A 25,160-nucleotide genomic window follows, 5' to 3' on the forward strand; every position below is an offset into this window, starting at 1 on the left:
AGGCGGACGCCGGGGGTCCACTCGGGGCGGCGGGCGTTGTCAGTGGCGGTCGTTAGAGTCGCCGTATGAGTTCTTCGCCCGCCCGTCTCGTCCGTGAGTTCCACCGCGCCTTCGGCCTCGACGCCCGCAGCACGCCGACCGAGGTGGACCCGGAACTGGCCGCCCACCGGGGCGAACTACTCGCCGAGGAGGCCGCGGAGGTCGCCGAGGTCGCGGTGGAGGGGCCGTTGGACCGGCTCGCGCACGAGCTGGCCGATGTGGTGTACGTCGCCTACGGCACGGCCCTGGTGCACGGCATCGACCTCGACGAGGTGATCGCGGAGATCCACCGCGCCAACATGAGCAAGCGCGGCCCGGACGGGAAGGTTGCCCGCCGGGCCGACGGCAAGGTGCTCAAGGGGGAGCACTACCGGGCGCCGGACGTCTCGGCCGTACTGCGCCGCCAGGGCTGGATACCGGGCGGCGCGGCCTGACGCCTCCGCCCGGGGCTACGAGGACAGGGAGCCGCCCGCCAGCTTCCACTCGCGGTGCAGCGCGCCCAGCGGGATGCTCCGCTGGACGACGGGGGTGCCGAAGACGGACAGCTGGAGCCGCAGGGTTCCGGACAGGTCCACGCCGCCGTAGACACCCCAGGTGCCCGTCGCCCTGGGTGTGCTGCCGTCGGAGGCGGCGGTGAGCGTGCCGGCGGCCTCGCCGCGCAGATACGGGGCCAGGTCGGCGGTGACGCCGACGGTGCCGTAGAGGCCGACCGTGGCCTCGGCGCCGAGTGCCGTCTTCACACTGCCGGCGGTGGTGACGGAGGCGCGTACGGGAGTGCCGGTCATGTGCGAGGAGCTGACCGGCGTCCACCCCTGGGCCAAGCCGAAGGTGCCACCGGCCTTGAAGTCTCCCTTCAGGCTCTGCTCGATATCCACGGTGGCCCGGCCGTCGGCGCTGATCTGGAGGTAGCAGGTCAGATCGAGGTTGACGACGACGGGCACCGGGCCGACCTGCAGGACGGGGTCGGCGTGCAGCTTGGCGAACGGGATGCGCAGCGGGGTGCCGGTGGCCGCCGCGGCCCGGCCCTTGACCGCCCAGCCGGAGGTCCAGTCGCCGGACACGCCGAGGTACGCGGAGCCGGGCGGGGCGTCGCTGCCGGTGCCGCCGTAGGCGAAGTCGACCTGCGGGGCGACCTGGACGAAGCCGTGCACGGAAGCGGTGGCCGACGCGGCGGAGTCCCCGGCGGTGGGCACCTCGGCGCCGACGTCCAGCCGGAGGCTGCCGAGCGGCACCGTCGCGCCCTTGGGGCCGGCGTGCACGTCACCGGTCTTCGACCACGACACCTGCACATCGGGCAGCAGTTTGTCGACGGTGAAGGACGACGGGTCGACCGGCACGTCGCCCTTCGCTGTCGCGTCGCCGAGCAGCGCGTTGAGGGTGGCCGGTTCGGTCTGCACCTCGGTGCCGCCGTCCGTCTCGCCGATCACCTTGGTGACCTTGGCGAGCAGTCCGCGCGGTGCCCCCGGCGCGGGCGCACTGGCGATCACGTCGCCCACGGCGGTCCGGTGCGGTGCGGCGGAGGAACCGGTGGACGGTGCGGGCGAGGGCGGTGAACTCCCCTTCGGATGCTCGGAGATGACGGCCCGCCGGGTGTGGTCGTCGTACGAGCTGACGGTGAGCGCCGTCCTGTGGGCTCGCTGCCCGGAGCCGCGCGGGGCCGCCGTGGCGGTCGCGGGGGCGGTGGGAGCGGCGGCGACGGTGAGCGAGTGCTCCGTGCCCTCGGCGGCGGGCTCGGTGGCCCGGATCTGCTGTTCCTGTCCGGCGGCCGGCTGCTGCGCGGCCTGCGGTGCGGGCGAGGAGCAGGCCGCGGCGAGGAACAGCGAGGTCACGGCGAAGGCGGGCAGCAGGGCACGCCTGTGCCTCATGCGTCTGCGCAAGGTGGGTCCTGTGTGGAGTGGGGGGTGGCAGAGAGGTACCGGCGCCGTTGCTACTCACGAGTAGAACCAGCCGGTAACCCGGTGACGAACATGAGCATGCCACCCCCTGGGCACGGGTCGCGCACAATCCGGCCACAGCTCAACGTGACCTGCGCCACGGGCAGTTGTGCCGGCGACGGTCGCGGCAGGGCGGGCTCAGCGCCCGGAAAGCCCCGTGCCGCCGAGGCGGGTCAGCAGCGCGGCGAGGCCGGCGATGTCCGCCGCGGGCCACGCAGCACGGGCGAAGATCTCGGCGGCGGTCTCCTCCGCCGTGGCCAGCATCTCCGTCAGCCGCCGCCGGCCCGTCGCGGTCAGCGCCGCGTACGCCACGCGCGCGTCCCGGGCGTCCGGCTCCCGGGTCACCAGTCCGATCCGCTCCAGCGGAGCCAACCCGCGCGTGACCCCGGAGGCGGTCAGTCCCAGCGCCTCGGCGAGGTCGACCCGGCGCATCCGGCCGCCGGGCGCCTGCCCCAGCCGGAGCAGCAGGGTGAAGTCGGCGAGGCTGACGCCGTGCAGCCCGCTCAGCCGGGCGTCGAAGCGTCGTACGAGCGCCGTCTGGGCGCGTACCAGCCGCAGCGCCGTGTCCAGGGCGTCACTCACTCGCCTCGCCTCCCCATCCTTGCGATGTCGTTGATTGCGATGTCCTTGACTACTCAAGTTTATGGGCGGGTTTCATGCGCCGGTGCTGCGGGCGGCGCGGCGCTGTCGCTTGCCCAGCGGCGCCTGGGAGAGGTCCTCAGCGGTGGTCCGCAGGTGCTTGAAGCCGTAGCCGCGCTCGGTCAGCCAGGCCTTCGCCGTCTCCTCGGCCCGCTCCGTCGCCTCCAGGATGTCCTCCTCCTTCTCTCCCGTCGCGGAGAAGCGGAAGACGAAGGCGGGCCGGGCGGCGATGTCGTAGGTGAGGCTCCCCTCGGGGGTGAAGGCGGCGCGCAGGACGTCGTGTTCGGCGGCGTCGGCCAGCAGGGCGGCGCGCTGGGCGTCGGTGAGGGCGTCGAAGGCGCCGCGGACGGTGATGCGGAAGGTTCGCGTACTCATTCCGCGACCTTAGGCAGAGCGGGGGTGCGTCTTCCACCGGGTTTCGGGGGCCGCCGGGAACGGGCGCGCACCTCACGCGGCAGCCACCGGGCCGGCGGACCCTTGCGCGGCGGGCGCGGGTGACCCGGGGGCAGCTTCGGAGGGCTTGGGCCGCCAACGTGGCTACCGTGATCAGGTTCGGCTGGGTGTCGTGCGCCGGGTCTGGGCGTTGGCGACCTGGTACCCCAGCCTGGGAGGGCTTGGGCCGCCGGCGCGATTGCCGTGGCGGGGGTCGGCTGGGTGTCGTGTGCCGGGTCTGGGTGTCGGTGACCTGGGATCTCAGCCTCGGGCCGCTTCGGCCGCCGGCGCGATTGCAGTGGCGGGGTTCGGCTGGGTGTCGCGCGTGGGCCTGGGTGTCGGTGGCCAGGGACCTCAGCCCGGGAGGGCTTGGGCCGCCGGCGCGATTGCCGTGGCGGGGTTTCGGTTGGGTGTGGTGTGCCGGGTCTGGGTGTCGGTGACCGGGGACCTCAGCCCGGGAGGGCTTGGGCCGCCGGCGCGCCTACCGGGGCCGGGTTCAGCCCGGTGCCGTGCGCCGGGCCCGGGCGTCGGTCACCCGGAACCCCAGCCCCGGGCCGGGCCCCCTTCGCCGCAGGCGCGGTCACCAGCCACCGGCATGCGAGCAGGTGCCGTCCGCCCAGCCGGTTCCGCCCCTCGATCCGGGCGTCCGCGGGGCGAACGTCGGGCGAGGTTCGGGACGGGGATTCACCTGGGTCGGGGCCGCTGCTTCCCTGGCATCGTGAGGAATTAAGGGGGGAGGCGGGGTGGATGTCGGGGAAGCGACCGCGCCCGTGGTCGCGGTCGTCGGAGTCGTCGGGACGCTGCTGTCCGCGCTGCTGACCCAGCGCGCGGCCGACCGCAGCCGCCGGCGCGAGCAGGAGCGCGTCGAGGAGGTGCGGGAACGGCGCCGGCACGTCCAGGAACTGCGCGCGTGCTACGTCGCCCTGAACACCTCCGCCCGCCAGTACCTGGCCGCCCTCACCGACCAGGTGCACGCGCTGGGCCGGAACGAGGAGCTGCGGACCGTGCGGCAGCGGCTCACGGAGGCGCGCGACCAGTACCGGGACGTGTACGCCGAGGCCCAGCTGCGGATGCCCGACCGGGTGCTCGACCTCGCGGGCGGCCTCAGCCACGACCTCGGGGCGGTCTACGGCATGGTCCGGCGCCTGGACGACGGAGTCCCGCGCGCGGGGGACTCACCGGCCGCCGTGCGGGACGGCATCGACGAACTGTGGGGCCGGCTGCGGCGGATGCGCCGCGAGATGCGCGCCGAACTGGCCGCGTTCCGGGCGGATTCCGGGCGGTGAGCAGGCCGGGAACGGCAACTCGCCGCCGCGCGCGCCGGGGGTCGGCATAGTGGCGGTGATCCCGGGCCGGAGCCCGGCGACACCGCCGTACGGCGACGGAGGCGGACTCGGCTGGGCACAGGGGAGGACGGCGTGAACGAACCGCGTACGGGGTCGGCCGAGCGGCTGCTCGCCCTCATCGGCGAGCACCGGGACACCATCCGCGAGGGGCTGGACGGCGAGCAGCATGCGCTGCTGCTGGTCAGGCTGAGGGCGCTTGCCACGGCGCCGCCGGACGACGACCGGGCGGTCCGCAGGGCACTCCAGGGCGTCAGGCTGGTGCTGCTGAAGCTGCCGTCGGGCCATCCGGTGCGCCGGGAACTGGACTCCCCGCGCGGGACGGTGACGCTGCCCGGACCGGTAACCGTGGCCGGTGCGCAGGAGCTGATGGCCTGGTTCGACCTGCCGTCGCCGGCGCGTGGACCGGCGTACGACCCGGACCCCGAGCAGGACCTGCTGCTCAGGCAACCGGCGCTGTCGGCCGCCGAGGCGTGGGTCCGCTGCGGCGGCGCGCCGCCTCCCGAACTGATCAGACTGCGCGCTCCGGACGACCACGACCGCTACCCGGAGTTCCAGTTCGACCCGGCCGGAGGCACCCCGCACGGCGTCGTCCTGGAGGTCAACCGGCTGCTGCTCGCGGACATCGACCCCTGGGGCGCCGCGGCCTGGTGGCTGAGCGGCAACACCTGGCTCGGCGGCACTCCCGCGGACCTGCTCGGCCGGCTCCCCGACCACCGGCTGGTCGGCGCGGCCCTGGAACTGGCGGAGGGGGAGTGATGGGCGGCTTCTTCCCCATGATCGACCTGAAGCTGCGCCCCAACCGCCGGGTGATCCCCGCGGGTACGGAGCTGTGGCGGGTGCACCTGTCCCGGTACGCGCCGGACGAGTTCAATCCGCGGCTCGCGGACATCCACTTCCACGGGGGCCGTTTCGACGGCACGGTGCTGGACCAGTACCACAGCCTGTACCTGGCGGAGAGCGCGCTGACCGCGCTGGCGGAGAGCGTGCTGCGCTCCCGGCCCTTCGACTCGCCGGCCGGCGGGCGTACGATCCCCTGCCGCGCGGTCTGGCAGCGCTCGCTCAGCTGTCTGCGCACCCGGTCCGACCTGCTCCTGGTCTCCCTGGTCAGCGGCGCCGACCTGGCCGCGGTGTGCCAGGACGCCACGCTCCTGGAGGACGAGAGCAACTACGCGCGGGCCCGGCGCTGGTCGAGCGAGATCCGGGCGCAGGCGTCCGATGCCATGGGGCTGATCTGGGAGTCCCGGCGCAACCGCTCCGAGCACGTGATGGTGCTCTACCACGACCGCTGCCCGGGCCCGGACGGCCCGCCGCTGGAGGTGCTGCCCGACCGCGGCATCCCGGACCTCGGCTCGCAGGAGGGCCGGGCACGCGCCAACGAACTGCTCGCACCGCTGTGGGCGCGGATCACCGGGCCCGAGGGGCCGTGAAGGGCGGGTGTGAGAGCTTGATGCCATGACGACGTACATCGCGCTGCTGCGCGGGATCAATGTCGGCGGTAGCGCGCGGATCGCCATGAAGGACCTGCGCGCCCTGTTCGCCGGCATGGGGTTCGAGGACGTCCGGACGTATCTGCAGAGTGGGAACGTCGTATTCCGCGCCCCCATCGCCACCGCGAGCGCCCCCGCTCCCGCTGCCCCGGGTACGCAGCGCCCCGCCGACCTCGCCGCGAGCATCGAGAAGCGGATCGCCGACGACCTCGGGGTGCCCTGCACGGTCCTGCTGCGCACCGGCGACTCGCTGGCCCGTACTCTCGCCGCGAACCCCTACCTGGGCCGGGAGGACGACCCGGCCAAGCTGCACGTCACCTTCCTCGCCCAGGAGCCGACCGCCGAGCAGGCCGCCCGCCTGGCGGTGCCGGCCGGGGAGACGGCCGTGTTCACGCTCGTCGGCGACGAGATCCACCTGCGCGTCCCCGACGGGTACGGCAGGACCAAACTGAACAACACCTTCATCGAGCGCCACCTCGGCATGCGGGCCACCACCCGCAACTGGAGGACGGTCACCGCGCTGCACGAACTGGCCACCGGGGACTGAGCCGGGGGCCGGCCGGATCAGCGTTTGGCGGCGGGCGGCTGGGCGTCGCTGGCCGGCCGGACGAGGTGGTGATCGGCGAGGGGCCGCGGCTGGAGGACCGACAGGAGCGGCCCGGCCATCGCCGTGGTCACGACGGCCATGGCGACCATCAGTGAGTACAACCGCTCGTTGAGGACGCCGAGTTGCAGACCGGCGGTCAGGATGATCAGCTCGGTCAGGCCCCTGGTGTTCATGAGGGTGGCCAGAACCGCCGACTGGCGCGCCGTGACACCGTGCGCCCGGGCGCTCAGGAACGCGCCGAGGAACTTGCCGCTGACCGCGACCAGCAGAATGAGGGCGAAGTCCAGCCACCCGGACCGCCCCAGATCCGACAGGTCGACTTTCAGGCCCACGCTGATGAAGAACACCGGCAGCAGCAGATGAGTGCTGACATGGCCCACCCGGTCGGTGATGTCCGCGCGCAGCCGCTCGGTGGATTCCTTCGGCATCACCACCCCGAAGAAGAACGCGCCGAAGATGAAATGCAGGCCTATCTTCTCGGTGACCGCGCCCGACACGAGCAGACCGGCGAGCACGGCCGTCAGCGCCGCGGGGCTCAGCCGGGAGGTGCCGTCACCGGCGGCGAGCAGCTTGCGCAGCAGCGGCCGTACGACCCACAGCATCACGCCGGTGTACGGCACGAGCAGCAGCAGATACCACTGGTGGGCGCCGCCCCCGCCGGCCAGCGCGACCACGGCCGCGAGCATGCACCAGGCGAGCACGTCCCCGATCGCGGCGCAGGCCAGCGCCAGCCCGCCGACCGGGGTGTGCTGCATCTTCCGGTCCGTGAGGATGCGGGCCAGCACCGGAAAGGCGGTCACCGACATGGCCGTACCCATGAAGAGCACGAAACCCAGCCGGTGATGCGGGGCGTTGTCCTCGACCAGCAGCAGGGCGAGCAGGGCGCCGAGTCCGAACGGCAGAAGAATGGAGGACAGCGACACGGTGGCCGCCAGTCGTCCGGTGCCGCGCAGAATTTTCCGGTCCAGCTCCAGACCCACGATGAACATGAATACGGCCATACCCACATCGGCGAGTGCGGTGAGCATCGGCCGGATATCGGTCGGGAAGAGGAAATCGGACGCCTTGTGGCCCAGTAAAGTGGGGCCGAGCATGATGCCCGCGAGGACCTCTCCGATGACCGCGGGTTGGGAGAATCGTCGTGCCACGGCGCCCAGGAGCTGCGCCAGGACGAGTATGAGGGCCAGGTCGGAAAAGAGCGCGAACAGTTGGTTCGTGGTCACCGGTCCCTGCCTTGTCGTCGTTTTGCGGGCGCTGCCCGGAATTCGATGAGGTGCCGCCGACGTGCCCCGCCATGCTTCGTTGTATAGACCCTCTTTGTCAACGGTGATCTCGCGATCCGTATGGCTTTCGATAAGAGACCGGAAATATTCTTGACGCGGAATGTGTGGGCGGGGTCGGGAAAAAGGGCGAATGCGGTGATCGCGGAAGAATGCCGGTGGGCGTCCCGGCGTGCGTCACCGCCCTGACCGCCACCGCCCGTGCCTTTCAGGCCGCCGAGTCCGCGTGGGAACCGGAGCAGTTCGAGCACGGCCGCGCCGACCGGCTCCCGGGGCGACCGGGGCGACCGGGGCGGACGCTGGCTGGAAGTCGTCTCCAGTGGATCAAGGGGCTCTAAGCTCGGAGACGTCTGGTGAGTCAGGCGATGTCGGTGATCTCGGTGAAGGGGCCTGAACTGCGGTGGAGGACAAGCGCGTTGTCGTCGTGACCGGCGGGGGCTCGGGCATCGGGCAGGCCACGGCCCGGCTGCTGGGCGAGGCGGGACACCACGTGGTCGTCTCCGGCCGGCGGGCCGAACCCCTGGAGCGCCTCGCGCAGGAGACGGGCGCGCTGGCGCATCCGTCCGACGTCGGGGACCCCGACGCGGCCGAGGGACTCGTCCAGGCCGCCCTGGCCGCCTACGGACGGCTCGACGGACTGGTGCTGAACGCCGGCATCGGACGCGGCGGAGCCGTCGGCGACATGTCGCTGCGGGACTGGGACGAGGTGATGCGCACCAACCTGACCGGTCCGCTGCTCCTGCTCCGCGCCGCCATCCCGCACCTGCTGGAGTCCAAGGGCTCGGTGGTCGCCGTCGCATCGGTGTCCGCGCTGCGCAACGGCACGAGCAACGCCCCGTACGCCACCTCCAAGGCGGCCCTGCTCCAGCTGTGCCGGTCCGTCGCCGTCGACTACGGGCGGCAGGGCGTGCGCGCCAACGTCGTGTGCCCCGGCTGGGTGCGCACCGAGATGGCCGACCGGCGCATGGCCCGCTTCGCCGAGGAGGCGCAGCTGCCCGGCGGCGGGATGGAGGCCGCCTACGAGGAGGCGACCCGCCTGCTGCCCCAGGGACGCCCGGGCGAGCCGCGCGAGATCGCCGAGGCGATCAGCTGGTTGCTGTCCCCGGCGGCGTCGTACGTCAACGGAGCCGTGCTCACCGTCGACGGCGGCGCCACCGCCCTCGACCCCGGGACCCTCGCCTTCGACTACCACATCGCGCCGCGCGGCGGCGAAAACGGCTCCGGCGCTCCCCGCTGACCAGGCCTCAGCGCGGCCGGGCCGGCGACGTCCGGTCGGGCCGGGGGAGTACGCCGGTCATGGCGGGCCACATCCGGGCGATCCCCAGCAGTGTCTCCGGGCTGCCGTGCGTCACCCCGGGCAGCGGGTGCGGGTCGGACGGCGGCACGCCGGCGAGGACGGCCCGCCGGGCCTCGTCCACGGCAGCGGCGAGCGCGGCGGACGCCAGCCGGTCCTCGCGCACCCCCGCCCGCCGGGCGTACCGGTGTGCCCTCTCGTAGGCGTCCGGGCGCACGTACTGCTGGAGCGTCAGCAGGGCGTCGTACGTCTCGATGGTCTGCCGGTGCGCCTGCATCGCCAGCGGATGGCGCGGCCGGAGCACCTCCAGGAGCCGGGTCCGCCGGGGCCTGGCGAGGGCCACATGGGGTACCGCCGTCACCAGGTCGCGCCACAGCGGCCACAGCCGCCAGATGGTCCGCAGCGCGCCGGCCGACCGGGCGAGGGCGCCGGCGGTGGGGACCAGCAGGGACGCCGCCCGCAGGAAGCCGTGCACGCCCATGATCACGGACAGGTAGGGCAGCAGCGGCGGGGCGGGGTCGTAGAGATGGAACAGATAACCGGACCAGAAGACGAGCGCGAGCACGCTGCCCGCCGCGAACAGCCGCAGTGACCAGACGAGGTCCCGCTCGGTCGTGCGCAGGCTGTACGCCCAGCAGACCACGACGGCGACGGCGTCACCGGCGAGGTGGGAGCCGATGAGGATCAGCCAGTAGGCGGACGACGCGGACGCGGGCCGCTGCGCGGACGCCGTCCCTGCGCTCGCCTGGTCCACCTGGAGCAGATCCAGGACGAGCAGCGAGACCAGGGCCGCCGTCATCCCGACCGCCACGTACCGGCGCAGCCGCGGAGTACGGCTGGGGTCGATCACGAAGAGGAGGACCAGTCCCGCGCTCAGGACGCCGATCAGGTTGCGGACCAGTGACACGGAGTGGACGTCGATCCCGGCGGACGCGAGCCGGCCGACGATCCGGGGCTGGAAGAGGGTGATGGCGGTGGTCGCGGCCAGCACGGTGAGCCAGAGCCCTCGCAGGCGGGGCTGGCGCAGCGCGGACCGGGCCCGCCAGACCAGGGCGAACCACAGGGCGAGGACGCTGGCGAGTCCGACGTGTGCCGCCAGCTCACTCACCGGCGTCCGCCGTCACCCCGAGGAACGCGCCGAGCCGTCCCAGAGGTCCGGCCACCCGGCCGGTCGTCCCGGCGCTCTGGATCAGGGTGGCGATCATCTCGGCTTCTTGTTCCTCGGTGTTCGTGTAACTCGTCCTGGCCATCAGCCGTGCGACGAGATGGGGCTGGAGGCCGGCCAGGAGGTCACCGGCCGGCTGCTCGCCGTCCTCCGTGAGGCTGCGGTGGTGATCGCACAGCACATGACCGATCTCGTGGAGGATGATGTGCTCGCGGTGCAGCGGAGCGGTCCGGGCCTCGTAGAAGACGTAGTCGGCGTTGACCGTGCCCAGCCACAGGCCGCAGGCCCCGGTGGCTGCGGCCTCCTCGGGCAGCTCCCTCAGCACGAGCGGACGGCCTCTGAGTTCCTCCACCCGCTCCCGGACGGCGTCGAGGGACAGCGACCGCTGCACCCCGAGATCGCGCAGAATCGCGGTGCATCGGCGCCGTAGCGCGGCGTACTCGCCCGTTCTCCTCACCTGCCGTGTCACCCCGTTCGGGCGAGAAAGCACTTCCCGCTCCAGCGGACAAGCCGTGGGTCACACCTAAGCAGGTCGCCCGCCCCCTTGCACACGCCTGCCCGGTCTTTCGGTCGCCCTTTGGCGAAAAACCTCCGCCCGTGGGCGGCCCGGTGAACCGGCGGCGGACGCCCGGGATCACTCGTCGAAGCCGACGTCCCGGCTGACCGGCTCCCAGGCCAGCAGTTCGGCACGGACGCTGTCCAGGTGGCCCTTGAGCGCGTCCACGGAATCGCCGCCCGGGGGCAGGCGCAGCGGTGTCCTGTCGCTGTCGAGGGCGCCGAGGATGGCCGCGGCGGCCTTGGCGGGATCGCCGGGCTGCGGGCCGTGGGCATCGCCGATGCCGGCGCGGGTGCGGCCGGCGGCCGCCTGGTACGCCGGGAGGGGCGCCGACTCGTGCAGGGCGTCGCCGAAGAAACGGGTGCGGAAGGCGCCGGGTTCGACGATCAGTACCTTGATGCTCAGCGGGGCCACCTCCTGGGCGAGCGCTTCGGTTCGCGAACGGCACATCCTGGAGCTTGCCCACAGGCTGAGAATCAGCCTGTCCCAGCCCTGCACCATCGACGGCACCGACATCGAGGTCACCGCCTCCATCGGAGTCGCGTTCGCCGAGCCGGAGCTCGCCGACGGTGAGTTGCTGCGCAACGCCGACCTGGCCATGTACCGCGCCAAGTCCTGGGGCAAGGACCGGGTCGAGCTGTACGCACCCCATATGCAGGACGAGCCTCCAGCGCCCGGCTCCTTGTACGTCTCGGGCCGCCTCCCGAGCCGATCGAACTCGAATACGCTCCAGCAGGCGGACCGCATGGTGCGACTGGCGCGGGAAAAGCGCCAGCACGCGCTCTGGATGACCGGCTTGTACCTGGGCTCCGTGATCAGCGTCACCATGCTCGTCGCCGGCACCTACGTGGCCAGGGACTCGTGGTGGCTCTCGCTCATTCTCTGCGGCCCCAGCCTGGTGGCCATGGGCAAGCTGTACGTGCTGCGCCGTAGCGACCCTGATGACGTGAAGGCTGTGTGCGCGGCCACCAGAAGCGCGACGAACGCGGGTCAGCAGGCACAGCCTCCGCCTGTCCCGTGACACGTCCTTGAGCTGGGACGCCCACGGCAACTCTCCGCGCAGGCAGCGCTACGCGGACAGAGGGCGGCAGTGGTCCACGAGAACCGCCTACCCTTGAGGAATGACCAGCAGCAGCGACCGGAGCCCGGCAGTGGACGTTCCCACCCCCAAGAGTTACGAGATCCGCACCTACGGGTGCCAGATGAACGTCCACGACTCCGAGCGATTGGCCGGGCTGCTCGAGGAGGCCGGATACGTGCGGGCCCCCGAGGGCTCGGACGGCGACGCGGACGTCGTCGTCTTCAACACCTGCGCGGTCCGGGAGAACGCCGACAACCGCCTCTACGGCAACCTCGGCCGGCTCGCCCCGAAGAAGGCCGGCCGCCCCGGCATGCAGATCGCGGTCGGCGGCTGTCTCGCGCAGAAGGACCGCGACACCATCGTGAAGAAGGCGCCCTGGGTGGACGTCGTCTTCGGCACGCACAACATCGGCAAGCTGCCCGTCCTGCTGGAGCGCGCCCGCGTCCAGGAGGAGGCGCAGGTCGAGATCGCCGAGTCCCTGGAGGCCTTCCCCTCCACGCTGCCGACCCGGCGCGAGAGCGCGTACGCGGCCTGGGTGTCGATCTCCGTCGGCTGCAACAACACCTGCACCTTCTGCATCGTCCCGGCCCTGCGCGGCAAGGAGAAGGACCGCCGCCCCGGCGACATCCTCGCCGAGATCGAGGCCCTGGTCGGCGAGGGCGTCTCCGAGATCACCCTGCTCGGCCAGAACGTCAACGCCTACGGCTCCGACATCGGCGACCGCGAGGCCTTCAGCAAGCTGCTGCGCGCCTGCGGGAACATCGAGGGCTTGGAGCGGGTCCGCTTCACTTCCCCGCACCCCCGCGACTTCACCGACGACGTGATCACCGCCATGGCCGAGACGCCGAACGTGATGCCCCAGCTGCACATGCCGCTGCAGTCCGGCTCGGACACCGTCCTGAAGGCGATGCGCCGGTCGTACCGGCAGGAGCGTTACCTCGGGATCATCGAGAAGGTGCGGGCCGCCATCCCGCACGCCGCGATCACCACGGACATCATCGTGGGCTTCCCCGGCGAGACCGAGGAGGACTTCGAGCAGACCCTGCACGTCGTCCGCGAGGCCCGCTTCGCCCAGGCCTTCACCTTCCAGTACTCCAAGCGCCCCGGCACCCCGGCCGCGACCATGGAGAACCAGATCCCCAAGGAGGTCGTCCAGGCGCGCTACGAGCGGCTGGTCGCCCTCCAGGAGGAGATCTCCTGGGAGGAGAACAAGAAGCAGGTCGGCCGCACGCTGGAGCTGATGGCCGCCGAGGGCGAGGGCCGCAAGGACGGCGCCACCCACCGCCTCTCCGGCCGCGCCCCCGACAACCGCCTCGTCCACTTCACCAAGCCGGACCAGGAGGTGCGCCCCGGTGACGTGGTCACGGTCGAGGTGACGTACGCCGCCCCGCACCACCTCCTCGCCGAGGGCCCCGTCCTCCACGTGCGCCGCACGCGCGCGGGCGACGCCTGGGAGAAGCGCAACGCCGAGGCGGCCGCCAAGCCGGCCGGCGTCATGCTCGGCCTGCCGAAGATCGGCGTCCCGGCCCCGCTGCCGGCGGCGGCGAGCGCCTGCGGCTGCGACTGAGGTCCTGGCACGCTGCCCGCCGGCCCGACTTCCCCTGGAGTACGTGACCGGTGACGGCAAGCCCGTGCAGCTCGTGCTGACGGTGATCGACGTGACGGACGTGCTGATCGAGGAGTGAGCCGGCGCCCGCCCGCGGCGGGTTACCCTGCCGATCATGCTTGTCGCCTCCGCCGTATGCCCCTGCCCGCCCCTGCTCGTCCCCGAGGTCGCCGCCGGTGCCGCACCGGAACTGGACGCCGCGCGCGCGGCGTGCACGGACGCGCTCGGCGTGCTCGCTGCCGCCCGCCCCGACCTGCTGGTGGTCGTCGGCACCGCCGAGCAGGGCCGGAGCGGTGCGTTCCCGCAGGGCAGCCCGGGCACCTTCCGCGGCTTCGGGGTCGACGTGGACGTCCGGCTCGGACCCGCCGCCCACCCCGTCCCGGAGCGCGAGCTGCCGGCCTCGCTGGCCGTCGGGGCCTGGCTGCTGGAGCGGACCGGCTGGGCCGACGCCCCGATCGAGGGACTCGGCGTGGCGGACACCCTGGAGCCGGAGCAGTGCGCCGGGACCGGGCGGGAACTGGCCGGCCGGGCCGGACGGGTGGCGCTGCTGGTGATGGCGGACGGCAGCGCCTGCCGCACGCTGAAGGCACCGGGTTACCTGGACGAGCGGGCGGCCCCCTTCGACGCGGAGGTCGCGCGGGCGCTCGGAGCGGCGGACGCGGCGGCCCTGCGGGCCCTGGACCCCGGGCTGGCCCGCGACCTGAAGGCGTCCGGCCGCGCCCCCTGGCAGATCATGGCCGGCGCCGCCGAGGACGCGCACCTCACGGGCAGCCTGCTGTACGAGGACGCGCCGTACGGCGTGGGCTATCTGGTCGCGACCTGGTCCTGAGCCCCGCACCGCCGGCTCTCCGTACGGCCGCCGGGGCGCCCCCAAGGTCACGGGACGCCCCGCGCACGGAGCCACCAGGACGGCCGCCGGCTCCTCAGGAAGTCGGCGGCGAACCCCTGCGAAGCCGGGCCGGATCTCACGAAGCCGGCGGCGGACCTTCCGGAGGTGCCGGGCGGGTCGGGGTCGTCGGGTCGTGGGGGGCCGCTCCCGGGCCGCTCTTGTGCGCGAGGCGGTCCATCGCCTCCTTGGCCTTGCCCGTGCCGGCCTGGATCTTGTCGCTGTACTTGTGCTTGGTCCGGTCGTCGACGGCCTTGGCGGCCTTGTCGAGCCCGTGCTGGACCTTGTCCCCGTGCTGCCGCGCGAGGTCCGACACCTTGTCCTTGGCCGGGCCGAGCTTGGCCTTCATGTTGTCCATCAGACCCATGGTCCACCTTCCCTCACGGGACAGTCATCTGCGGGCGTCCTCGCCGGCCTCGCTGTCGGCGGCCTCGCCGGCGGACTGCTGCCGGGGGATCCCGGCACCCTCGGACGCGTCGTCCGTACCGGAGTCCGACTGCACGGTCCCGTCCTCGGACGCGTCACCGGAGGCGTTCTCCGCCTCCGCCGACCCGGCCCGCGCCGTCACCGCCTCCGTCGCCTCGTCCTGCTCCGCCTCGGCTCCCGCCGGCTCCGCGCCGGAGTCCGCCGCTGCGGCAGACGCCTCCGGAGCCGCCTTCGACCTGCCGAGAAGCCGTGCAATTACGCCCATATCCACTCCATACGGTACTCGTGCGGGCGAATTCCCGCGTCGACCGGTGCGTACGGTTGCGCCGCCCGGGTCACCGCCTCCGGCACCCCGGCGGGCGGCACCTCGCCACGGGCAACGACCCGGGAAGCGCGCCGTCACGTAACTCGTTCGAGACCTCGCCAGGAGGTTTGCGAGACTGGTGCGGTGAGCAGCGCACCCCCCGCCCCCCGCGTCATCGCCGTCGTCGGACCCACCGCGGCCGGAAAGTCCGATCTCGGCGTCTTCCTGGCCCACCAGCTCGGCGGCGAGGTCGTCAACGCCGACTCCATGCAGCTGTACCGAGGGATGGACATCGGTACCGCCAAGCTGACGCCCGAGGAGCGCGACGGCGTCCCGCACCACCTGCTGGACATCTGGGACGTGACGGTCACCGCCTCGGTCGCCGAGTACCAGAAGCTCGCCCGCGCGCGGATCGACGCCCTGCTCGCCGAGGGCCGCTGGCCGATCCTGGTCGGCGGCTCCGGGCTGTACGTCCGCGGTGCCGTCGACAACCTGGAGTTCCCCGGCACCGACCCCGAGGTCCGGGCCCGGCTGGAGGAGGAGCTGGCGCTGCGTGGCTCCGGCGCGCTGCACGCCCGGCTGGCCGCCGCCGACCCCGATGCGGCCCGCGCCATCCTGCCGAGCAACGGCCGCCGCATCGTCCGCGCCCTCGAAGTGATCGAGATCACCGGCCAGCCCTTCACGGCCAACCTGCCCGGCCACGACTCCGTCTACGACACCGTCCAGATCGGCGTCGACGTGGCTCGACCGGAACTGGACGAGCGCATCGCGCGGCGCGTCGACCGCATGTGGGACGCGGGCCTCGTGGAGGAGGTGCGCGCACTGGAGGCGCAGGGGCTGCGCGAGGGGCGCACGGCCTCACGCGCGCTCGGCTACCAGCAGGTCCTCGCGGCGCTCGCCGGGGAGTGCAGCGAAGCGGAAGCGCGGGCCGAGACCGTCCGTGCCACCAAGCGCTTCGCGCGCCGCCAGGATTCATGGTTCAGGCGCGATCCCCGGGTGCACTGGTTGAGTGGGGCCGCCGCGGACCGGGGGGAACTTCCGCAGCAGGCCCTGGCGTTGGTCGAACGACCGGTTACAGCCTGATCACGTCATGGCATCGGGATGCGCCGCCGGTCATCGCGGCCTTCGGCGCCGTGCCATCATCGAGCTTCGATCGACCAAGTGGAGCCTAGTTGGGAGGGCGCGTGGCGATGGAGGCCGGCCCTCGCGACACCGCACAAAGTGCCGAGCACCTCACCACTGAGGGTGACGAACCGGACCGCGACGAGTCCTGCTCCGGCGAGGACCGCCCGCGGGTGAACGGTCTGTCCGACGGCGCTCCGCACGGCCACGGACCGATCCGCGACCACGGCCTGATCGGTGATCGCCTGACCGACGCGGGTCTGTCCGAGGACCCCCTGTCAGATGATCGTCTGATTGACGACTCGCTGCCCGGCGACTCCCTGTCCGACCTGTCGGACCTGTCGCAGGACAGTCTCGCCGACGACGGTCCCGACGACACCCCCGCGGGCGGTGTGACCGACGACGGGCCGGAGCCGGAGGAGATGTACCCGGGCGGTCCCGAGGTCGAGGTCGAGCTGCGCCCGCAGCGCCGGCTGCGCATCTGGCAGCTCGCCCCCATCGTGGGCCTCGCCGCCGTCGGCTCCCTGATGTTCGCCTTCCCGCTCGCCTTCGACTTCGGCGACAGCGGCGCGGTCATCGCCATGCTCGGCCTGCTGATCTGCTCCTGCGCGGCGGGCTGGGGCATGATGGCCGCCCGCCGGGTGGGCTACACCTGGCCCGGCCTGCCCCCGCGCGGCTCCGGCCGCCGCCCCGACTGGCGGGTCGTCCTCGCCTACGTCCTGCTGGTCGCCCTGGTGGTCGTGCTCGCGGTGTGGCGCGTGGCCCGGCTGCGCTAGCCCCCGCCCGGACGGGCACTGTCCTACCCACCCCGTACGATCGAGGAATGAGCACACGGATCGCCTTCCTCAAGGGGCACGGCACCGAGAACGACTTCGTGATCGTCCCGGACCCCGAGAACGCCCTCGACCTGTCCCCGGCCGCCGTCGCCGCCCTGTGCGACCGCCGGGCGGGCATCGGTGGCGACGGCGTGCTCCACGTCGTGCGGTCCGCGGCACACCCGGAGGCCCGGGAGATGGCCGCCGAAGCCGAGTGGTTCATGGACTACCGCAACGGCGACGGCTCGGTCGCCGAGATGTGCGGCAACGGCGTTCGTGTGTTCGCGCGCTACCTCCAGCACGCCGGGCATGTGGCCGAAGGTGACCTCGCGATCGCCACGCGCGCGGGCGTGCGGACCGTCCACCTGGCCAAGGACGGCGACGTCACCGTCGGCATGGGCCGCGCCCGTCTCCCCGAGGGGGAGGTCACCGTGACCGTCGGCGAGCGCAGCTGGCCCGCGCGCAACGTGAACATGGGCAACCCGCACGCGGTGGCCTTCGTCGCCGACCTCGCGCACGCCGGTGATCTGTACACCGCCCCGCCGGTCGGCCCGGCGGCCGCCTACCCGGACGGGGTGAACGTCGAGTTCGTCGTCGACCGCGGCCCCCGCCACGTCGCCATGCGCGTGCACGAGCGCGGCTCCGGCGAGACCCGCTCCTGCGGCACGGGCGCGTGCGCCGTCGCCGTGGCCGCCGCCCGGCGCGACGGCATCGACCCGGCCGTCACCGGCACCCCGGCGACGTACACCGTCGACCTGCCCGGCGGGCGCCTCGTCATCACCGAGCGGCCCGACGGCGAGATCGAGATGACCGGGCCCGCCGTGATCGTCGCCGAGGGCCAGATCGACGCCGACTGGCTGGCCCACGCGCTCGGCTGAATCGAAAACCTCAAACCTCGATTCCATCGCTCGAATGGGTGATCCGTTTCACGCTCGGCGAGAGGCGGTCGGTCGTGCGTGGTGGGCTCGGTAGCATCAAGCACCGGCACGGACGGGGGAACGTCGCCATTCCCTGAGCCGCGTATGCCCTGGGGCTCCGTCCGCCGGTCCACGAGCCGGAGGTGCCCATGAGTGCGGAGGCCACGAATCCTGCGACCGCTGGCCCGGTAGCGCCCGCAGCGCCACAAGCGCTCACAGCGTCCGTGGCGCCCGCGGCGGCGCGCAGAAAGTCCCGGCCCCGGATCGACCTGCGCCGGCTGGGCCGGGCCGCGCTGCTCGGCCCCGCCGGCCGCGACAAGCTGCCCGACGCGATCGGCCACGTCGTGGAGGCGCACCGGGCCCACCACCCCGACGCCGACCTCGAACCCCTGCGCCGCGCCTACGTCCTGGCGGAGTCCTCGCACCGCGGACAGATGCGCAAGAGCGGCGAGCCGTACATCACGCACCCGCTCGCCGTCACCCTGATCCTCGCCGAACTGGGCGCGGAGACCACGACCTTGACGGCCTCCCTGCTGCACGACACCGTCGAGGACACCGAGGTGACGCTGGATCAGGTGCGGGAACAGTTCGGCGAGGAGGTTCGTTATCTGGTCGACGGCGTCACGAAACTGGAGAAGGTCGACTACGGAGCCGCCGCCGAGCCGGAGACCTTCCGCAAAATGCTCGTCGCCACCGGCAACGACGTGCGCGTGATGTCGATCAAACTCGCCGACCGCCTGCACAACATGCGCACCCTCGGCGTGATGCGCCCCGAGAAACAGGCGCGGATCGCCAAGGTCACCCGCGACGTCCTCATCCCGCTCGCCGAACGCCTCGGCGTGCAGGCCCTGAAGACCGAGCTGGAGGACCTGGTCTTCGCCATCCTCCACCCCGAGGAGTACGAGCGCACCAGGGAACTCATCGCGGAGAACACCGCCCGCCCCGGCGACCCCCTCGCCGAGGTCGCCGAGGAGATGCGCGGGGTGCTGCGCGAGGCCGGCATCCCCGCCGAAGTCCTCATCCGCCCCCGGCACTTCGTCTCAGTCCACCGCGTGGCCCGCAAGCGCGGGCAGCTGCGCGGCACCGACTTCGGCCGCCTGCTGGTCCTGGTGAACGAGGACGCGGACTGCTACGGCGTCCTGGGTGAGCTGCACACCTGCATGACGCCGGTGGTCTCGGAGTTCAAGGACTTCATCGCCGTACCGAAGTTCAACCTCTACCAGTCCCTGCACACCGCCGTCGCCCGCCCCGACGGCCAGGTCGTCGAAGTCCTCATCCGCACCCACCAGATGCACAAGGTCGCCGAGGCCGGTGTCGTCGCCCTCGGCAACCCGTACGCACCCGCCTCCGACACCGCCGCCCCCGACTCCGCCACGGCCGGCCCCGCCACTTCCGACGCCCCGGCCGACGGCGAGCGCGCCGACCCCACCCGTCCCGGCTGGCTCTCCCGCCTCCTCGACTGGCAGCAGGCCGCCCCCGACCCCGACACCTTCTGGTCCACCCTGCGCGAGGACCTCGCCCAGGACCGAGAGATCACCGTCTTCCGCCCCGACGGCGGTACCCTCGGCCTGCCCGAGGGCGCCACCTGCGTGGACGCGGCCTACGCGCAGTACGGCGAGGACGCCCACGCCTGCATCGGCGCCCGTGTCAACGGCCGGCTGGCCACCCTCAGCACGGTCCTGCGCGACGGCGACACCGTCCAGCTCCTGATGGGCCAGGACCCGGCCTCCGAGCCCTCCCGGGAGTGGCTGGAGCACGCCCACACGCCGGCCGCCCGTATCGCCATCCAGCGCTGGCTGGCGGCCCATCCCGGCGGCGGTACCGGCACCGCCGAGCCGGGCACCCCCGCCGACTCCCTCCACCCGGCTCCGGCCCGGGACGGGGGGGCCGTCCCGGCCGAGCCCGGAGCCGCCCCCGCCGCCTCGTCCGCGCGCCCCTCGGACGGTGCACCGGCCCCGTACTCCCGGCGCGCCGACGTCCTCGTGGACCGGCCCGGCGCCGCCGTACGCCTCGCCGGGTGTTGTACGCCCGTACCGCCCGACGCAATCACCGGGTTCGCGGTGCGCGGGGGAGTGGTGACCGTGCACCGCATGGAGTGCGCCGCGGTGGCGCACATGAAGAGCAGGGGGCGCCCGGAGATCGGCGTGCGCTGGGGGGACACCACCGAATGCCGGGTCACCCTGGTCGCTGAATCGTTCGGCCGCCCCCACCTCCTCGCCGACCTCACCGAGGCGATCGCCCTCCAGGGCGCCGAGATCGTCTCCGCCACCGTCGAACCGCCCAGCCAGCAGCGGGTCCGCCACACCTACACCCTCCAGCTCCCCGACGCGGCCCACCTCCCGGCCCTGATGCGCGCCATGCGGGACGTACCCGGGGTGTACGACGTGAGCCGCGCCCAGCACCAGGCACCGGCCTCCTGACGACGGCGCCCGCCCTACCCGTTCGGGTGGGCCGGGCGCGCGTCGCCGCCGCGGGGCGGGCGCGCACTGGTAGCGGTGGTCCATGCTGCTCACCCCCCGCCCCCGGACCCAGCCTCCGCTCACCCGGCGCCGGATCCTGCGCACGCTCTCGCACCGGAAGGCGGCCCTGCTCGCCTCCGCCGTCTCCGTCTGCCTCGTCGCCGCCGCGGCTCCCGCCGAGCCGCTCGGCGTCGGCGACCGGCTCTACCCGTACCTGGGCAATCCCGGCTACGACGTCGCCTCGTACGACATCTCCCTCACCTACCCCGGCACCCACGACCAGCCGTTGCAGGCCGTCACCACCATCGACGCCTGGACCACCGACGACCTGGAGCGGTTCAACCTCGACTTCGCGCACGGCACCGTCCGGTCGGTCCAGGTCGACGGGCGTCCCGCGCGCTTCACCAGCGCCGGCGAGGACCTGGTCGTCACGCCCGAGCACCCCCTGAGCGAGCGCAGCTGGACCCGGATCACCGTGCGGCACACCAGCGACCCCGTCTACGGCAAGGACCAGCAGGGCGGCTGGGTACGCACCTCCGACGGCCTCGCCATGGCCAACCAGGCCGACGCCGCCCACCTGGTGTTCCCGTGCAACGACCACCCGTCCGACAAGGCGATGTTCACCTTCCGGATCACCGCGCCGAACGGCTACACGGCCGTGGCCAACGGCCTGCCCGCCGGCGCCGACCGGGTCGGCCGCACCACCACCTGGACCTACCGCACCCAGCACCCCATGGCCACCGAACTCGCCCAGGTGTCCATCGGCCGCTCCGCCGTGGTGCACCGCGAGGGCCCGCACGGGCTGCCCGTGCGGGACGTCGTGCCCGCCGGCGACCGCAAGGCCCTCGAACCATGGCTCGCGAAGACACCCGGCCAGATCGCCTGGATGGAGAGCAAGCTCGGCCACTACCCGTTCGAGACCTACGGCCTGCTCATGGCACAGGCCGACACCGGCTTCGAACTGGAGACCCAGACCCTCTCGCTCTTCGAGAAGGGCCTGTTCACCGAGCCCGCCTACCCGAAGTGGTACGTCGAGTCGGTCATGGTGCACGAGCTGTCCCACCAGTGGTTCGGGGACAGCGTCACCCCCCGCAGCTGGTCCGACGTCTGGCTGAACGAGGGCCACGCCACCTGGTACGAGGGGCTGTACGCCGAGGAGACGGCGCACCGGCCCATGGAGGAGCGGATGAAAGCCGCCTACGGCGCCTCGGACCGCTGGCGCCAGGCCGGCGGCCCGCCCGCCCGGCCCAAGCCCCCCGTGCCCGGCCAGAAGATCAGCATCTTCCGGCCCAACATCTACGACGGCGCCGCCCTCGTGCTCTACGCCCTCCGGCAGGAGATCGGTCGGCCGGCCTTCGAGCGGCTGGAGCGGATCTGGGTCCAGGAACACCGCGACACCACCGCCACCACCAGCGACTTCGTCCGACTGGCCACGGCCGTCGCCGGCCGCGACCTCAGGGGCTTCCTCACGCCCTGGCTGTACGGCGAGAAGACCCCGCCGATGCCCGGCCACCCGGACTGGAAGCCGCTGCCCCCGCCTAAGACCGCCCCGCCCCGAGCCCGGCGATAACCCGGTGACGAGACGGGCCGTGCCGTGCGACCATCTAGGGGTCGGCACGCGCACGGGACACGGGAATCTTCCGGGGTACTCGTACGTTGAACACGACGAGCGGCCAGGGCGACCGACCGCAGTACCGACGCCGCAACGGCAGTCCCATCGACGTAAGGATCCAATGACCTCCTCTTCTTCCTCTTCCCAGGACACCAAGCGCCTCGCGCACGCCTATCCCGAGGGTCTTCGGGCCGATGCCCTGATGGAAGAGGACGTCGCCTGGAGCTACGAGATCGACGGCGAGCGGGACGGCGACCAGTTCGACCGCTCCGAGCGCGCGGCCCTGCGCCGCGTGGCGGGCCTCTCCACCGAGCTGGAGGACGTCACCGAGGTCGAGTACCGCCAGCTCCGCCTGGAGCGGGTCGTGCTCGTCGGCGTGTGGACCACCGGCACCGCGCAGGACACCGAGAACTCCCTCGCGGAGCTGGCCGCCCTCGCCGAGACCGCGGGCGCGGTCGTGCTCGACGGCGTGATCCAGCGCCGCGACAAGCCCGACGCGGCCACGTACATCGGCTCCGGCAAGGCCAACGAGCTGCGCGACATCGTCCTCGAAACGGGCGCGGACACCGTCATCTGCGACGGTGAGCTGAGCCCCGGCCAGCTGATCCAGCTGGAGGACGTCGTCAAGGTCAAGGTCATCGACCGTACGGCCCTGATCCTCGACATCTTCGCCCAGCACGCCAAGTCCCGCGAGGGCAAGGCGCAGGTCGCGCTCGCGCAGATGCAGTACATGCTGCCGCGGCTGCGCGGCTGGGGTCAGTCGCTGTCCCGGCAGATGGGTGGCGGTCGCGGCGGCCTCGCCACGCGTGGCCCCGGTGAGACCAAGATCGAGACGGACCGGCGCCGGATCCGCGAGAAGATGGCGAAGATGCGCCGGGAGATCGCGGACATGAAGACCGGCCGCGAGATCAAGCGCCAGGAGCGCCGGCGCAACAAGGTGCCGTCCGTCGCCATCGCGGGCTACACCAACGCCGGCAAGTCCTCCCTGCTCAACCGCCTCACGGGCGCCGGCGTCCTGGTCGAGAACGCCCTGTTCGCGACCCTGGACCCGACCGTCCGCCGGGCCGAGACCCCGAGCGGCCGGCTGTACACGCTGGCGGACACCGTCGGCTTCGTCCGGCACCTGCCGCACCACCTGGTCGAGGCGTTCCGCTCCACCATGGAGGAGGTCGGCGACTCCGACCTGATCCTGCACGTGGTGGACGGCTCGCACCCGAACCCGGAGGAGCAGCTCGCCGCCGTGCGCGAGGTGATCCGGGACGTCGGCGCCACCGACGTGCCCGAGATCGTCGTGATCAACAAGGCGGACGCGGCCGACCCGCTGGTCCTCCAGCGGCTGCTGCGGGTCGAGAAGCGCTCGATCGCCGTCTCGGCGCGCACCGGCCGGGGTCTCGAGGAACTGCTCGCCCTGATCGACGACGAGCTGCCCCGCCCCTCGGTCGAGATCGAGGCGCTCGTGCCCTACACCCACGGCAAGCTCGTCGCCCGCGCCCACACCGAGGGCGAGGTGATCTCCGAGGAGCACACCGCGGAGGGCACCCTGCTCAAGGTCCGGGTGCACGAGGAACTGGCGGCGGACCTGGCGCCGTACGCCCCGGTCTCCGCGGCCTGAACCGCCTACGCACGAAGGCCCGCCACCCCGCAAGGGTGACGGGCCTTCGTCATGCTCACCGCGTCAGGCGGACCGCCGGCTCACGGTCGGCTCACCGCCCGGCGAACTGCTTGCTCACCGAGTCGTACACGCCCTTGGCCACCTCACCCAGCCGGGGACCGGCCAGCCAGCCCGCGCTCACCGGTCCGATGGACGTGTTGGACACCAGGGCGGGCTTGCCGTCCGCGCCCGTCTCCACCCAGCCGCCACCGGAGGAACCACCGGTCATCGTGCAGCCGATCCGGTACATCGTCGGGTCGGACTGCTCGATGGAGAGCCGGCCCGGCTTGTCCTGGCACTGGTACATCAGCTGACCGTCGTACGGCGCCGCCGCCGGGTAGCCGGACGCCGTGATGCTCTTGACCTGCGACACGGCCGGCGCGTCGAAGTCCACCGGCAGCGCCCCGCCGACAGTCTCCTCCAGGGACTTGCCGCCGCCGCCCTGCTCCGGCGTCACATGGATGACGGCGAAGTCGTACGAGGCACCGTTGCCGCCCGTCTGACCGCCCTCGCTGATCCACTGCTGCGAGGTCTTCGCCGCGTCGGCCCACCACACGCCGTACGGGGCGACCTCGGACCGGCTGGCGTTCTGCAGCGCGGCCGCCGACTTGCCCTGGTCGTTGTACGACGGCACGAAGGCGATGTTCCGGTACCAGCCGCCCTTCTTGCCGGCGTGCACACAGTGCCCCGCCGTCCACACGAGGTTGGACTTGCCCGGGTGCGCCGGGTCCGTCACGACCGTCGCCGAACAGACCATGGTGCCCTCGGGGGCGTCGAAGAGCAGCTTGCCCGAGGTGGCCGCACTGCTGTGGTACGGCGGCGCGACCGCCTGCGCCTTCACCGGCTGCGGTGTCGGGTCCGTCACGCCCTGGTCACCGGAGATGTCGCTGTCGTCGACGCCCTGGTCCGGGTCGTCGGCGTGACGCATCCGGTCCGGGTCCCACAGGCCCTTGATGATCGGGTTGATGAAGTCGTTGGCCTCGCGCAGCCAGTCCTGCTTGTTCCAGTTCTTCCAGGCGCCGTTCTTCCACTTGTCGACGTCGATCCCGTGCTCCTTGAGCCTCTTCTTGAGGTCGTCCGGGATCGTGATCTTTCCGTCGCCGGTGCCGGCCGCGGTCGCGGTGGAGGTCGGCTTGGCGTCGGCGTTGTCGTCGCCGTTGCAGGCGGTGGCGGTCAGCGCCAGCGCCGACACGAGGGCGACCGCCGTCAGCGAGGTGGAGGTGCGGCGACCGCCCCTCCCTCGCCGAGCGGTGAACGACGGCCGTATGGATCGCATGTTCTTGACTCCCCCTGCTGTGAAAGGAACTCGGCGCTTCGGCCCCGACACCGGCGGCGAACCGTTGGAAGGCTCATGCCGGTCTCACGACCTTCTGGGAACGGCAACACACACTATGCCGTCGCCGCAGGCAAGTTCTGACGGGAGGGCAACGGTTCCGTCACAGGGCGCCTGAACTGGGCGTTTTGCGCAGGTGGTCGTGCGGAGGTCCGGCCGGCGCTCGGGG

At 72.5% G+C, this 25,160-nt stretch carries 24 protein-coding genes and 1 pseudogene; 15 read left to right on the top strand and 10 right to left on the bottom strand.

Annotated elements, in window-relative coordinates:
- Window positions 1-65 precede the first annotated feature (65 nt).
- On the top strand, window positions 66-473 hold the full coding sequence (locus ACIP4Y_RS34490; protein ID WP_401399942.1) for a MazG nucleotide pyrophosphohydrolase domain-containing protein: 408 nt from the start codon (window positions 66-68) through the stop codon (window positions 471-473).
- Window positions 474-488: 15 nt separating this feature from the next.
- Here the strand turns inward: ACIP4Y_RS34490 and ACIP4Y_RS34495 are convergent, their stop codons facing one another.
- From ACIP4Y_RS34495 to ACIP4Y_RS34505, 3 genes are all read right to left on the bottom strand, one after another.
- Window positions 489-1,904, bottom strand: coding sequence for a hypothetical protein (locus ACIP4Y_RS34495; RefSeq protein ID WP_401399944.1), 1,416 nt, complete (start codon window positions 1,902-1,904; stop codon window positions 489-491).
- A 207-nt stretch (window positions 1,905-2,111) separates the two neighbouring features.
- Complete coding sequence (locus ACIP4Y_RS34500; protein WP_401399947.1) at window positions 2,112-2,555, bottom strand: MarR family winged helix-turn-helix transcriptional regulator; 444 nt, start codon at window positions 2,553-2,555, stop codon at window positions 2,112-2,114.
- Window positions 2,556-2,627: 72 nt separating this feature from the next.
- Window positions 2,628-2,987: a DUF6204 family protein gene (locus ACIP4Y_RS34505; protein WP_401399949.1), complete on the bottom strand. Its 360-nt coding sequence runs from the start codon at window positions 2,985-2,987 to the stop codon at window positions 2,628-2,630.
- Window positions 2,988-3,787: 800 nt separating this feature from the next.
- Between ACIP4Y_RS34505 and ACIP4Y_RS34510 the strand changes: the two genes are divergently transcribed.
- The 4 genes from ACIP4Y_RS34510 (at window position 3,788) to ACIP4Y_RS34525 (ending at window position 6,424) form a co-directional block, all read left to right on the top strand.
- Window positions 3,788-4,330, top strand: coding sequence for a hypothetical protein (locus tag ACIP4Y_RS34510; RefSeq protein WP_401399952.1), 543 nt, complete (start codon window positions 3,788-3,790; stop codon window positions 4,328-4,330).
- 132 nt (window positions 4,331-4,462) lie between these two features.
- Window positions 4,463-5,146, top strand: coding sequence for a hypothetical protein (locus ACIP4Y_RS34515; protein ID WP_401399955.1), 684 nt, complete (start codon window positions 4,463-4,465; stop codon window positions 5,144-5,146).
- The gene (locus ACIP4Y_RS34520; protein ID WP_401399957.1) at window positions 5,146-5,817 is read left to right on the top strand and encodes an RES family NAD+ phosphorylase; all 672 of its coding nucleotides are present in this window, start codon (window positions 5,146-5,148) and stop codon (window positions 5,815-5,817) included. Before ACIP4Y_RS34515 ends, ACIP4Y_RS34520 begins: the two co-directional genes overlap by 1 nt.
- A gap of 25 nt (window positions 5,818-5,842) precedes the next feature.
- Window positions 5,843-6,424, top strand: coding sequence for a DUF1697 domain-containing protein (locus ACIP4Y_RS34525; protein ID WP_401399960.1), 582 nt, complete (start codon window positions 5,843-5,845; stop codon window positions 6,422-6,424).
- Between the two features lie 17 nt (window positions 6,425-6,441).
- Here the strand turns inward: ACIP4Y_RS34525 and ACIP4Y_RS34530 are convergent, their stop codons facing one another.
- On the bottom strand, window positions 6,442-7,707 hold the full coding sequence (locus tag ACIP4Y_RS34530; RefSeq protein WP_401399963.1) for a cation:proton antiporter: 1,266 nt from the start codon (window positions 7,705-7,707) through the stop codon (window positions 6,442-6,444).
- A gap of 457 nt (window positions 7,708-8,164) precedes the next feature.
- On the opposite strand from ACIP4Y_RS34530, the gene ACIP4Y_RS34535 reads away from it, so the two are divergent.
- Window positions 8,165-9,001, top strand: a complete 837-nt coding sequence (locus ACIP4Y_RS34535) for an SDR family NAD(P)-dependent oxidoreductase (RefSeq protein ID WP_401399966.1) — start codon at window positions 8,165-8,167, stop codon at window positions 8,999-9,001.
- Between the two features lie 7 nt (window positions 9,002-9,008).
- On the opposite strand, the gene ACIP4Y_RS34540 is transcribed toward ACIP4Y_RS34535, so the two are convergent.
- The 3 genes from ACIP4Y_RS34540 to ACIP4Y_RS34550 form a co-directional block, all read right to left on the bottom strand.
- Window positions 9,009-10,166, bottom strand: coding sequence for an MAB_1171c family putative transporter (locus ACIP4Y_RS34540; protein ID WP_401399968.1), 1,158 nt, complete (start codon window positions 10,164-10,166; stop codon window positions 9,009-9,011).
- Window positions 10,159-10,680, bottom strand: a complete 522-nt coding sequence (locus tag ACIP4Y_RS34545; protein WP_401399971.1) for a regulator component — start codon at window positions 10,678-10,680, stop codon at window positions 10,159-10,161. The genes ACIP4Y_RS34540 and ACIP4Y_RS34545 overlap by 8 nt, the downstream gene beginning before the upstream one ends.
- A 177-nt stretch (window positions 10,681-10,857) precedes the next feature.
- A complete protein-coding gene (locus tag ACIP4Y_RS34550; RefSeq protein ID WP_401399973.1) occupies window positions 10,858-11,193 on the bottom strand; it encodes a hypothetical protein in 336 nt (111 codons plus the stop codon).
- A 19-nt stretch (window positions 11,194-11,212) separates the two neighbouring features.
- Between ACIP4Y_RS34550 and ACIP4Y_RS34555 the strand changes: the two are divergent.
- From ACIP4Y_RS34555 to ACIP4Y_RS34565, 3 genes and pseudogenes are all read left to right on the top strand, one after another.
- A pseudogene (locus ACIP4Y_RS34555) lies at window positions 11,213-11,443 on the top strand (diguanylate cyclase domain-containing protein); the annotation flags it as partial.
- A gap of 457 nt (window positions 11,444-11,900) precedes the next feature.
- Entirely contained in the window at window positions 11,901-13,427 is a 1,527-nt protein-coding gene (gene miaB, locus ACIP4Y_RS34560; protein WP_401399976.1) for a tRNA (N6-isopentenyl adenosine(37)-C2)-methylthiotransferase MiaB, read from the top strand.
- Window positions 13,428-13,581: 154 nt separating this feature from the next.
- Window positions 13,582-14,295 carry a class III extradiol dioxygenase subunit B-like domain-containing protein gene (locus ACIP4Y_RS34565; protein ID WP_401399979.1) on the top strand — a complete coding sequence of 238 codons (714 nt, stop codon included), beginning with the start codon at window positions 13,582-13,584 and terminating at the stop codon, window positions 14,293-14,295.
- 136 nt (window positions 14,296-14,431) lie between these two features.
- On the opposite strand, the gene ACIP4Y_RS34570 is transcribed toward ACIP4Y_RS34565, so the two are convergent.
- Window positions 14,432-14,719, bottom strand: coding sequence for an antitoxin (locus ACIP4Y_RS34570; RefSeq protein ID WP_358642524.1), 288 nt, complete (start codon window positions 14,717-14,719; stop codon window positions 14,432-14,434).
- A gap of 24 nt (window positions 14,720-14,743) precedes the next feature.
- Window positions 14,744-15,043, bottom strand: a complete 300-nt coding sequence (locus tag ACIP4Y_RS34575) for a hypothetical protein (protein ID WP_401399984.1) — start codon at window positions 15,041-15,043, stop codon at window positions 14,744-14,746.
- 183 nt (window positions 15,044-15,226) lie between these two features.
- On the opposite strand from ACIP4Y_RS34575, the gene miaA reads away from it, so the two are divergent.
- The 6 genes from miaA to hflX all read left to right on the top strand — a co-directional run bounded on the left by miaA (window position 15,227) and on the right by hflX (window position 23,619).
- The gene (gene miaA, locus ACIP4Y_RS34580) at window positions 15,227-16,165 is read left to right on the top strand and encodes a tRNA (adenosine(37)-N6)-dimethylallyltransferase MiaA (protein WP_401399987.1); all 939 of its coding nucleotides are present in this window, start codon (window positions 15,227-15,229) and stop codon (window positions 16,163-16,165) included.
- Between the two features lie 332 nt (window positions 16,166-16,497).
- Window positions 16,498-16,980 carry a hypothetical protein gene (locus ACIP4Y_RS34585; RefSeq protein ID WP_401400197.1) on the top strand — a complete coding sequence of 161 codons (483 nt, stop codon included), beginning with the start codon at window positions 16,498-16,500 and terminating at the stop codon, window positions 16,978-16,980.
- Between the two features lie 47 nt (window positions 16,981-17,027).
- On the top strand, window positions 17,028-17,897 hold the full coding sequence (gene dapF / locus ACIP4Y_RS34590) for a diaminopimelate epimerase (protein ID WP_401399990.1): 870 nt from the start codon (window positions 17,028-17,030) through the stop codon (window positions 17,895-17,897).
- 188 nt (window positions 17,898-18,085) lie between these two features.
- Window positions 18,086-20,356: a RelA/SpoT family protein gene (locus ACIP4Y_RS34595; RefSeq protein WP_401399993.1), complete on the top strand. Its 2,271-nt coding sequence runs from the start codon at window positions 18,086-18,088 to the stop codon at window positions 20,354-20,356.
- Window positions 20,357-20,438: 82 nt separating this feature from the next.
- Entirely contained in the window at window positions 20,439-21,965 is a 1,527-nt protein-coding gene (locus tag ACIP4Y_RS34600; protein ID WP_401399995.1) for a M1 family metallopeptidase, read from the top strand.
- 163 nt (window positions 21,966-22,128) lie between these two features.
- A complete protein-coding gene (gene hflX / locus ACIP4Y_RS34605; protein WP_401399997.1) occupies window positions 22,129-23,619 on the top strand; it encodes a GTPase HflX in 1,491 nt (496 codons plus the stop codon).
- A gap of 91 nt (window positions 23,620-23,710) precedes the next feature.
- On the opposite strand, the gene ACIP4Y_RS34610 is transcribed toward hflX, so the two are convergent.
- Window positions 23,711-24,934 carry a trypsin-like serine peptidase gene (locus ACIP4Y_RS34610; protein WP_401400000.1) on the bottom strand — a complete coding sequence of 408 codons (1,224 nt, stop codon included), beginning with the start codon at window positions 24,932-24,934 and terminating at the stop codon, window positions 23,711-23,713.
- Window positions 24,935-25,160: the final 226 nt, after the last annotated feature.

The sequence above is a fragment of the Streptomyces sp. NPDC088810 genome, from assembly GCF_044750305.1.
Classification (GTDB): Bacteria; Actinomycetota; Actinomycetes; order Streptomycetales; family Streptomycetaceae; genus Streptomyces.

Bases quoted from the DNA above. Each gene is read 5' to 3' on its own strand.
- ACIP4Y_RS34490 (WP_401399942.1), top strand. From the start codon at position 66: ATGAGTTCTTCGCCCGCCCGTCTCGTCCGTGAGTTCCACCGCGCCTTC.
- ACIP4Y_RS34495 (WP_401399944.1), bottom strand. From the start codon at position 1,904: ATGAGGCACAGGCGTGCCCTGCTGCCCGCCTTCGCCGTGACCTCGCTG.
- ACIP4Y_RS34505 (WP_401399949.1), bottom strand. From the start codon at position 2,987: ATGAGTACGCGAACCTTCCGCATCACCGTCCGCGGCGCCTTCGACGCC.
- ACIP4Y_RS34520 (WP_401399957.1), top strand. From the start codon at position 5,146: ATGGGCGGCTTCTTCCCCATGATCGACCTGAAGCTGCGCCCCAACCGC.
- ACIP4Y_RS34525 (WP_401399960.1), top strand. From the start codon at position 5,843: ATGACGACGTACATCGCGCTGCTGCGCGGGATCAATGTCGGCGGTAGC.
- miaB (WP_401399976.1), top strand. From the start codon at position 11,901: ATGACCAGCAGCAGCGACCGGAGCCCGGCAGTGGACGTTCCCACCCCC.
- ACIP4Y_RS34565 (WP_401399979.1), top strand. From the start codon at position 13,582: ATGCTTGTCGCCTCCGCCGTATGCCCCTGCCCGCCCCTGCTCGTCCCC.
- ACIP4Y_RS34570 (WP_358642524.1), bottom strand. From the start codon at position 14,719: ATGGGTCTGATGGACAACATGAAGGCCAAGCTCGGCCCGGCCAAGGAC.
- ACIP4Y_RS34575 (WP_401399984.1), bottom strand. From the start codon at position 15,043: ATGGGCGTAATTGCACGGCTTCTCGGCAGGTCGAAGGCGGCTCCGGAG.
- dapF (WP_401399990.1), top strand. From the start codon at position 17,028: ATGAGCACACGGATCGCCTTCCTCAAGGGGCACGGCACCGAGAACGAC.
- ACIP4Y_RS34595 (WP_401399993.1), top strand. From the start codon at position 18,086: ATGAGTGCGGAGGCCACGAATCCTGCGACCGCTGGCCCGGTAGCGCCC.
- ACIP4Y_RS34600 (WP_401399995.1), top strand. From the start codon at position 20,439: ATGCTGCTCACCCCCCGCCCCCGGACCCAGCCTCCGCTCACCCGGCGC.
- hflX (WP_401399997.1), top strand. From the start codon at position 22,129: ATGACCTCCTCTTCTTCCTCTTCCCAGGACACCAAGCGCCTCGCGCAC.
- ACIP4Y_RS34610 (WP_401400000.1), bottom strand. From the start codon at position 24,934: ATGCGATCCATACGGCCGTCGTTCACCGCTCGGCGAGGGAGGGGCGGT.